Source organism: Neobacillus vireti, assembly GCF_036962465.1.
Classification (GTDB): Bacteria; Bacillota; Bacilli; order Bacillales; family Cytobacillaceae; genus Neobacillus; species Neobacillus vireti_B.
In genome coordinates this window covers 43,770-51,602 of record NZ_JBALNF010000005.1, presented here as the reverse complement: position 1 = coordinate 51,602, position 7,833 = coordinate 43,770, and the positions used below count along the sequence as shown (strand labels likewise).

Below are 7,833 nucleotides of genomic sequence, written 5' to 3'. Positions count from 1 at the left end.
AGTAGGACGTTGCCAGGCAGCACAAGGACAATCCGGAAGGATTGTCTTTTTTTATTTATCGAGGAAAAAGATGAGTGAAAAGCAAAAAGTACGAAGTGTTTTCAAAGAAAATACATATAGACATACACCCAATTAAGGGCATTAACATAAGATAATACAGGAGCCGGGAGGAAAGATTATTCAAAAAATTGTATACAAATATCTGGTAATGGACAGAATGGATGTATGGAGGTGGAGGGATTGAATTCAATACTAGCACATAATCATTTTGAGGAAACGTGCGTTATTTGTGAAAGTCTAAAACCAAAAGGCATACATCTATACACTTCTTTTATTTGTACAGACTGCGAAAATGATTTAATTCATACAGATACAAACGATCCAAGATATAAATATTTCCTTAAACAGCTAAAAAAGATTACAACACCTGAAATATTTTCATAATAAGTCCTTAAAGGGCTTTATTTTTTTGCTGAAAAATAGGAAACTAAATAAAGTGATCTTAAAAATGTCGATTAATAGGCAAGGTAAATATAAAATGAAAAATCAATTAGAAATCCCTTTGTATAATGCTCTAAAGCGACATATAAGTAATAATCCTGTATCCTTTCATGTTCCCGGCCATAAATATGGTGAAATAGCTGCATATAAACAGGATGAATTTTTTAAAGGAATATTAAAAATAGATGCAACAGAATTAACTGGTTTAGATGACCTTCATTCACCAGAAGGGCCCATTAGGGAAGCAGAAGAGCTGTTAGCTGAGTTATATGGATCAAAAAAAAGCTTCTTTCTTGTAAATGGTTCAACCGTAGGCAACTTGGCTATGATTATGGCTGTGTGTACGGAGGATTCCACGGTCCTCGTTCAAAGAAACTGCCATAAATCAGTGTTAAATGCATTGAAATTAGCAAAAGTAAGGCCTATCTTTCTTGAGCCAGAGATCAACCAGGAATGGAAGGTAGCTGCAGGCATCAGCACCTGCACCGTCCAACAGGCCATTAACCAGTATCCTGATGCAAAAGCGCTGATCTTGACCTACCCCAATTACTATGGGATGGTCGATGACTTAAAGGGAATAATTGAGTTGGCTCATCACCATCATTTTCCGGTATTGGTGGATGAGGCACATGGTCCACATTTTATCATTGGGGAACCTTTTCCGCCATCGGCACTGCAATTAGGTGCGGATGTGGTTGTTCACTCTGCCCATAAGACCCTTCCAGCGATGACAATGGGTTCCTTTTTGCATGTGAATAGTGACTTGGTAAACTTGACAAGGGTGGAAGAATATCTAGGGGTATTTCAATCAAGCAGCCCGTCTTATCCAATTATGGCATCACTAGATATTTCCAGATATTATTTAGCTGGATATGAACCTGAGGATGTCCACTTTCTTCTATCAGAAATACAATCCTTTAAAGAAGCTTTAGCTAAGATTGAGAGCATAAAAGTGTTAACATATCCAAAGAACGTTGGTGATCCTCTTAAGATCACCATTCAATCTAAATCTGAGTTAACAGGATTTGAATTACAAAAAAAGTTTGAAGAGAATGGAATATATACGGAATTAGCTGATCCGTATAATATCCTATTAATTATGCCTCTTTTAAAAAAAGGACAAGTCTATCCATTATCCGAGACTGTAGCGAAAATTAAAGGTATGCTTTACGGTTTGTCGTTTAACGACATAATCAATGAAATACCAACTGGCGATGAAAGGATTTCGGAGTTAGCCATCCAATACAGCGAAATGGAAAAACTAAAAATAATGGAAGTTGAGATAGAGAGGGCATCAGGATTGGTTTGTGCAGAAACGATCATACCCTATCCACCGGGGATTCCTTTGCTAATGAAGGGAGAAAAAATAACAAGTGGAAGGATTGGACAGCTTAATCGATTATTACAAACAGGGGCAAGATTCCAAGGTGATGTCTCTTTATTAAAGGCAGGTTATCTAAAGACATTTTCTATAAGGTAGGATTATAAAATGGAGGTATTATTTTGAAGGAAAACGGAACTTTTATTACATTTGAAGGTCCGGATGGGGCTGGAAAGACAACTATTATAAATATGATAGCCAAAGAGCTGGATCAGGCTTTGTTGACAAGGGAGCCAGGAGGTATTGAAATAGCGGAGCAAATTAGAAAAGTTATTTTAGATAAAGAAAATACCGCTATGGACCCTCGAACAGAAGCGCTGTTATATGCGGCAGCAAGAAGGCAGCATTTAATTGAAAAAGTAAAGCCGGCATTACATGAGGGGAAAGTAGTTCTATGTGACAGATTTGTTGATAGTTCATTAGCGTATCAGGGATATGCCCGTGGATTAGGACTGGATGAGGTTTATGCGATTAATCAATTTGCCATTGAGGACTTGAGTCCAGAGCTGACTATTTACTTTGATATTGAACCTGAATTAGGAATGAAGCGAATTAATAGAAACAAAGGGAGAGAAGTAAACCGCCTCGATTTAGAAAATCTTGATTTCCATCATAAAGTCAGAGAAGGATATCTTCTCCTATTGAAACGTTTCCCCGATAGAATGGTCCGGATTGATGCGTCAGGTACCGTTGATGAGGTCTATCAAAAAACGCTAAATATAATCAAAGCAAAATTAGACGAGAAAAGCCTTTAGTATAGGCTTTTTTATTTAGGTATACCAGCAGATAAACTGTTATAATAAAATAAAGAAAAAAAGAGGAGAGGGTGTTCCATATGAAAATGATCATGGCCGTCGTTCAAGATCAAGATAGCAACCGTTTATCTAAAGCTTTGGTAGATAATAATTTTAGGGCAACCAAACTAGCTAGTACAGGTGGTTTTTTGAAGTCGGGGAACACAACCTTTATGATAGGTACCGAAGATATCCGGGTAGACCGGGCTCTTCAAATTATTAAGGATAACTGCAAATCGAGGGATCAGCTGGTTGCCCCTGTGTCACCAATGGGAGGAAACGCTGACTCTTATGTCCCTTATCCAGTAGAAGTAGAAGTAGGCGGAGCAACGATATTTGTATTACCAATTGAGCAATATATGCATTTTTAATTATAGATAGTGAGTGATTAATTTGGTTAAAACATGGGATCAACTACTAGAGCTGCAGCCGAAGGTATTGAAAATGTTAAAAAACAGCTTGCTGAAAAATCGAGTGGCCCATGCTTACCTTTTTGAAGGCATGAGAGGAACAGGAAAAAAGGAAATAGCCTTATTGCTCACAAAGTCCTTATTTTGTGAAAAGTTAATAGAAGGCTATAAACCTTGCGAGTCCTGTAATAACTGCCTTCGAATCAATAATGGTAACCATCCAGATGTTCATATGGTGGAGCCGGATGGATTATCGATTAAAGTAGAGCAGATTCGATCCCTTCAAGCAGAGTTCTCAAAAAAGGGAGTAGAATCATTCAATAAAGTTTACTTGATCTCTCATGCCGATAAAATGAGTGTGAGTGCTTCAAACAGCTTACTAAAATTTCTTGAAGAACCAAATCCGGGAACGGTTGCATTTCTATTAACAGAGCAGGTTCAGCAGTTGCTGCCAACAATCTTATCTAGGTGCCAAATGCTGGTATTCCAACCTTTAGCACCGCAGATGATGATCAAACAGTTAATTGAAAACGGGGTCCATCCTGCTAAAGCCCCAATGCTCGCACAGCTAACCAATAATTTGGAAGAAGCTCTCAAATTAAATGTCGATGAATGGTTTGCACAAGCCCAAAAAATAGTGGTAAAATTATATGAGGTGTTAAAAAAAAATTCACTGGAGGCAATGGTTACACTCCAGGGAGATTGGTTTTTACACTTTAAAGAGAAAGAACAGATTCAACGTGGTTTAGATCTATTACTTTTAGTTTTTAAAGATTTACTATATATACAATTGGATAGGCAGGAGCAGCTTGTTTTTATTGAGGAGAATGAGCGGTTAAGACAATATGCCCTGCAAACATCTGGACGGCGCTTATCGGATCAAATGTCAGCTATTCTTGATGCCAAAAGGAAGCTGCAGGCAAATATGAATCCTCAGCTGATGATGGAACAGCTTGTGTTAAAATTGCAGGAGGGATCTTCATTTGTATGATGTTGTAGGAGTACGCTTTAAAAAAGCGGGGAAAATCTATTATTTTGATCCGGGAGACCTCTCAATTGATAAGGATGACTTCGTCATTGTTGAAACAGTTCGCGGTGTAGAATATGGGAAGGCAGTGATTGCCCGTAAAAAGGTGGAAGAACATGATGTAGTTCTTCCCTTGAAAAAGGTAGTCAGAATTGCTGATCAAAAGGATCGAATGATTGTTGAAGAAAATAAGCAGGCAGCTCAAGAAGCTTATGAGGTTTGTAATGAAAAAGTAAATGAACATCAGCTGGATATGAAGCTAGTGGATGTTGAATATACATTTGACAGAAATAAGGTCATCTTCTACTTTACAGCAGATGGAAGAGTTGATTTCCGAGAGCTTGTAAAAGATTTAGCAGCTATTTTTCGGACACGCATTGAATTACGCCAAATCGGTGTCCGCGATGAAGCAAAAATGCTTGGCGGTATTGGACCATGTGGAAGAATGCTATGCTGTTCAACCTTTCTAGGTGATTTTGATCCTGTCTCGATAAAAATGGCAAAGGATCAAAATCTTTCATTAAATCCAACGAAGATTTCCGGATTATGCGGAAGACTTATGTGCTGCTTGAAATATGAAAATGATGAATACGAATCCGCTAAAGAAGCTTTGCCTGATTTAGGGGAAATCATTGAAACACCACAGGGTAAAGGAAAAGTGGTTGGATTAAATATATTAGAGCGGGTACTTCAGATTGAACTAAAGGAACAAGAACGGGTTCTGGAGTATACTTTGGATGAAATCATTAAAGAAGGTGCCTTTTCTATACAATCCACAGATTAAGAGGTGGAAGCCGTGGATAAAAAGGAAATTTTTGAATCAGTAAGTAATATGGAAACACAAATTGGCCATCTTTATCAGCAATTAGGGGAATTAAAGCAGCATTTAGCTGAGATCCTAGAAGAGAATCATTATTTAAAGCTTGAAAATGAACATTTAAGGCGCCGTTTAGATGTAACCATGGATGATGAAAAGAAAGAAACGGATCCAACACAAGGCGCTGAAGCAGCTGTGGAAACCCCAAGGGGAAAGCATTTTGATGTTGGTGAAGGATATGATAACCTCGCAAGGCTCTATCAAGAGGGGTTTCATATATGTAACCTTCATTTTGGCAGTTTGCGTAAGGAAGGCGATTGTTTGTTTTGTCTTTCTTTTCTTAATAAGAAATAATCTTAAGAGGCTGATTGATGCAGCCTCTATTTTCATATCTTTTTGATAGGGTGATGGATATAGTGGTGTATTTAAAGGAAGATGAACGGCTTGATTATTTACTAGCTGAGAAGCTCCGAATTATTCAAAGCCCATCTGTATTTGCTTTTTCTCTCGATGCAGTCCTGCTGGCCAAGTTTGTATATGTTCCCATTCAAAAAGGGAACTTAATCGACCTCTGCAGCGGCAATGGGGTTATCCCTTTATTTTTAAGTACACGGACAAAAGGGCAAATTACAGGTGTGGAAATACAAGAGCGATTATATGATATGGCAGTTCGAAGTATTGAACACAATGAACTCAAAGGCCGTTTAAAAATGATTCATGGCGATATTAAAGAAATGCCAAAAGCGTTAGGGCATGGTAAATTTGATGTGGTTACCTGTAATCCTCCTTACTTTACCACTCCTTCTAAGGAAGAGATAAATCCTAATGAGCATTTAGCTATTGCCCGGCATGAAATACTCTGCACACTTGAAGATGCAGTTAAAACTTCAAGTCAGTTAGTCAGGCAAGGGGGCAAGGTGGCTTTCGTCCATCGTCCTGGACGTCTCATTGATATAATTACATTAATGCGCAAATACAGACTTGAACCAAAACGGATTCAATTTGTTTATCCAAAGCAGGGTAAGGAAGCAAATATCCTTCTAGTAGAAGCGACTAAAGACGGGAGCCCAGATTTAAAAATACTTCCCCCCTTGATCGTATATAATGAAGCAGGCGAATACACTCCTGAAATCAGTGGAATTTTATATGGAGAGTAATCGTCATTATTTCTATGTCTTAACATGCAGCGATGGAAGTCTGTATGGCGGCTATACAAATGATCTTAACCGTCGGGTTGATCAGCATAATGAAGGCAAGGGAGCAAAATATACACGGGGCAGAGGACCTGTCAAATTAACGTATTATCAAGTTTTTACTAACAAAGGTGAGGCCTTAAGGGCAGAATATCAGTTTAAGCAGTTAACAAGAAAGAAAAAGCTGGAGTATTTAATGAAAGCAGGTGAACCGGATGTGGCAGCAAAAGAGTTTTGAAAACGAAGCGAATAAGGGAATCCTTTATCTTGTTCCTACTCCCATCGGAAATCTAGAGGATATGAGTTTTCGGGCTATTAGAATCCTTAAAGAAGCAGATTTGATAGCTGCGGAGGATACAAGGAATACAAAAAAACTCTGTAATTACTTTGAAATTGATACCCAGATTGTCAGCTATCATGAACATAATAAAGAAACTAGCGGGGAAAAGCTGATCGCAAGGGTCAAGCAGGGCCTAAAGATAGCACTGGTCAGTGATGCAGGAATGCCAGCCATCTCTGACCCAGGATATGAGCTTGTCCAAGCAGCGATTAGTGAACAAGTAGCGGTCGTTCCATTACCAGGGGCAAATGCAGCATTGACTTCTTTAATAGCCTCAGGAATCTCCTGCCAGCCCTTTTACTTTTATGGATTTTTACATCGAAACAAGAAAGAGAAGCGGGCAGAATTAGATATTTTGAGGAAACAAAATGCTACCCTAATCTTTTATGAATCGCCCCATCGGATTAAAGAAACGTTAGCTATTATGCTTGATGTCCTAGGTAATCGAAAGATCGTCATCTGCAGGGAATTAACAAAGAAGTACGAGGAATTTATTCGTGGAACCCTTGAGGAAATCATTGAGTGGGCCCATTCAGATGAAATTCGCGGGGAATTTTGTCTGATTGTAGAAGGAATCGAATATCAAGAAGTTAATGAAGAGGCAGACTGGTGGCAGGATTTATCTATAGAGGAACATGTTCAACATTACATAACCGTTAATAGCATTTCTTCAAAGGAAGCCATTAAGCAAACAGCAAAAGATCGAAGTCTTAATAAGCGTGAGGTATATCAGGCTTATCATATTGAAGAACATTAAAAAAAGAAGCCGACCCAAAAAGGGTGGAAGAAAAATTTTTGCATATTCCGTTGGGAGCGAAGCGACTAGGAGGCTCCCTGTACCGCCCCCGGAAATCACAGACTAGTTTAATGAATGTATAAAAAAAGGTGCCCCGAAAGGTTATACTTTTGGGACACCTTTTATATTTTATTTTACAAGTTCAAAATTCTTTTGAATTTCTTCTATTAATTGTTCTGCACCTTCACGGCTAAGGATTAATTTTCCGCCGGCAAGAGCCATGTTATCATCAGAAACTTCACCAGTTACTTGGCAAGTCATATTTGGCTTGTATTTTTTCAAGATAATGCGCTCATCATCCACATAGATTTCAAGAGCATCCTTTTCTGCAATACCAAGTGTACGTCTTAATTCAATTGGGATAACGACGCGGCCTAACTCATCAACTTTACGAACAATACCAGTAGATTTCATTTTATAATCTCCTCTCAAAAACACTCAAATTATTTATCTATATTTCCTTTTAGTTCGCCATAATTCGACAAATTTCTTATAAATTTATAATACCAGTACTTCCCATATTCGTCAATTATTTTATTTTCAAAAGTAATAGTGAAATTTTTTCCAATTGCAA

11 protein-coding genes are annotated in these 7,833 nt (G+C 38.1%); 10 read left to right on the top strand and 1 reads right to left on the bottom strand.

Annotation, left to right across the window (positions count from 1 at the left end):
• Positions 1 to 225 precede the first annotated feature (225 nt).
• The 10 genes from V7077_RS02560 to rsmI all read left to right on the top strand — a co-directional run bounded on the left by V7077_RS02560 (position 226) and on the right by rsmI (position 7,220).
• Entirely contained in the window at positions 226 to 444 is a 219-nt protein-coding gene (locus V7077_RS02560; protein WP_215045694.1) for a sigma factor G inhibitor Gin, read from the top strand.
• Positions 445 to 538: 94 nt separating this feature from the next.
• Positions 539 to 1,981 carry an aminotransferase class I/II-fold pyridoxal phosphate-dependent enzyme gene (locus tag V7077_RS02555; protein WP_335498270.1) on the top strand — a complete coding sequence of 481 codons (1,443 nt, stop codon included), beginning with the start codon at positions 539 to 541 and terminating at the stop codon, positions 1,979 to 1,981.
• Positions 1,982 to 2,004: 23 nt separating this feature from the next.
• Entirely contained in the window at positions 2,005 to 2,637 is a 633-nt protein-coding gene (gene tmk / locus V7077_RS02550) for a dTMP kinase (protein WP_335498269.1), read from the top strand.
• 80 nt (positions 2,638 to 2,717) lie between these two features.
• Positions 2,718 to 3,047 (top strand): cyclic-di-AMP receptor, encoded by a 330-nt coding sequence (locus tag V7077_RS02545; RefSeq protein WP_335498268.1) that lies wholly within the window; start codon positions 2,718 to 2,720, stop codon positions 3,045 to 3,047.
• Positions 3,048 to 3,069: 22 nt separating this feature from the next.
• A complete protein-coding gene (holB, locus tag V7077_RS02540; RefSeq protein WP_335498267.1) occupies positions 3,070 to 4,077 on the top strand; it encodes a DNA polymerase III subunit delta' in 1,008 nt (335 codons plus the stop codon).
• On the top strand, positions 4,070 to 4,897 hold the full coding sequence (locus tag V7077_RS02535) for a PSP1 domain-containing protein (RefSeq protein WP_335498266.1): 828 nt from the start codon (positions 4,070 to 4,072) through the stop codon (positions 4,895 to 4,897). Before holB ends, V7077_RS02535 begins: the two co-directional genes overlap by 8 nt.
• A 12-nt stretch (positions 4,898 to 4,909) precedes the next feature.
• Positions 4,910 to 5,284 (top strand): DNA replication initiation control protein YabA, encoded by a 375-nt coding sequence (gene yabA / locus V7077_RS02530; RefSeq protein WP_335498265.1) that lies wholly within the window; start codon positions 4,910 to 4,912, stop codon positions 5,282 to 5,284.
• Between the two features lie 62 nt (positions 5,285 to 5,346).
• A complete protein-coding gene (locus V7077_RS02525) occupies positions 5,347 to 6,087 on the top strand; it encodes a tRNA1(Val) (adenine(37)-N6)-methyltransferase (RefSeq protein WP_335498274.1) in 741 nt (246 codons plus the stop codon).
• Complete coding sequence (locus V7077_RS02520) at positions 6,077 to 6,361, top strand: GIY-YIG nuclease family protein (protein WP_335498264.1); 285 nt, start codon at positions 6,077 to 6,079, stop codon at positions 6,359 to 6,361. The genes V7077_RS02525 and V7077_RS02520 overlap by 11 nt, the downstream gene beginning before the upstream one ends.
• Positions 6,339 to 7,220 carry a 16S rRNA (cytidine(1402)-2'-O)-methyltransferase gene (gene rsmI, locus V7077_RS02515; protein ID WP_335498263.1) on the top strand — a complete coding sequence of 294 codons (882 nt, stop codon included), beginning with the start codon at positions 6,339 to 6,341 and terminating at the stop codon, positions 7,218 to 7,220. Before V7077_RS02520 ends, rsmI begins: the two co-directional genes overlap by 23 nt.
• Positions 7,221 to 7,388: 168 nt before the next feature.
• Here the strand turns inward: rsmI and V7077_RS02510 are convergent, their stop codons facing one another.
• Positions 7,389 to 7,673, bottom strand: a complete 285-nt coding sequence (locus tag V7077_RS02510) for an AbrB/MazE/SpoVT family DNA-binding domain-containing protein (RefSeq protein ID WP_098530272.1) — start codon at positions 7,671 to 7,673, stop codon at positions 7,389 to 7,391.
• Positions 7,674 to 7,833: the final 160 nt, after the last annotated feature.

What these genes read in the sequence shown, in the direction of transcription:
- rsmI (WP_335498263.1), top strand. Translation starts at nt 6,339, where the DNA reads ATGTGGCAGCAAAAGAGTTTTGAAAACGAAGCGAATAAGGGAATCCTT.
- V7077_RS02555 (WP_335498270.1), top strand. Translation starts at nt 539, where the DNA reads ATGAAAAATCAATTAGAAATCCCTTTGTATAATGCTCTAAAGCGACAT.
- V7077_RS02560 (WP_215045694.1), top strand. Translation starts at nt 226, where the DNA reads ATGGAGGTGGAGGGATTGAATTCAATACTAGCACATAATCATTTTGAG.
- V7077_RS02545 (WP_335498268.1), top strand. Translation starts at nt 2,718, where the DNA reads ATGAAAATGATCATGGCCGTCGTTCAAGATCAAGATAGCAACCGTTTA.
- V7077_RS02520 (WP_335498264.1), top strand. Translation starts at nt 6,077, where the DNA reads ATGGAGAGTAATCGTCATTATTTCTATGTCTTAACATGCAGCGATGGA.
- V7077_RS02510 (WP_098530272.1), bottom strand. Translation starts at nt 7,673, where the DNA reads ATGAAATCTACTGGTATTGTTCGTAAAGTTGATGAGTTAGGCCGCGTC.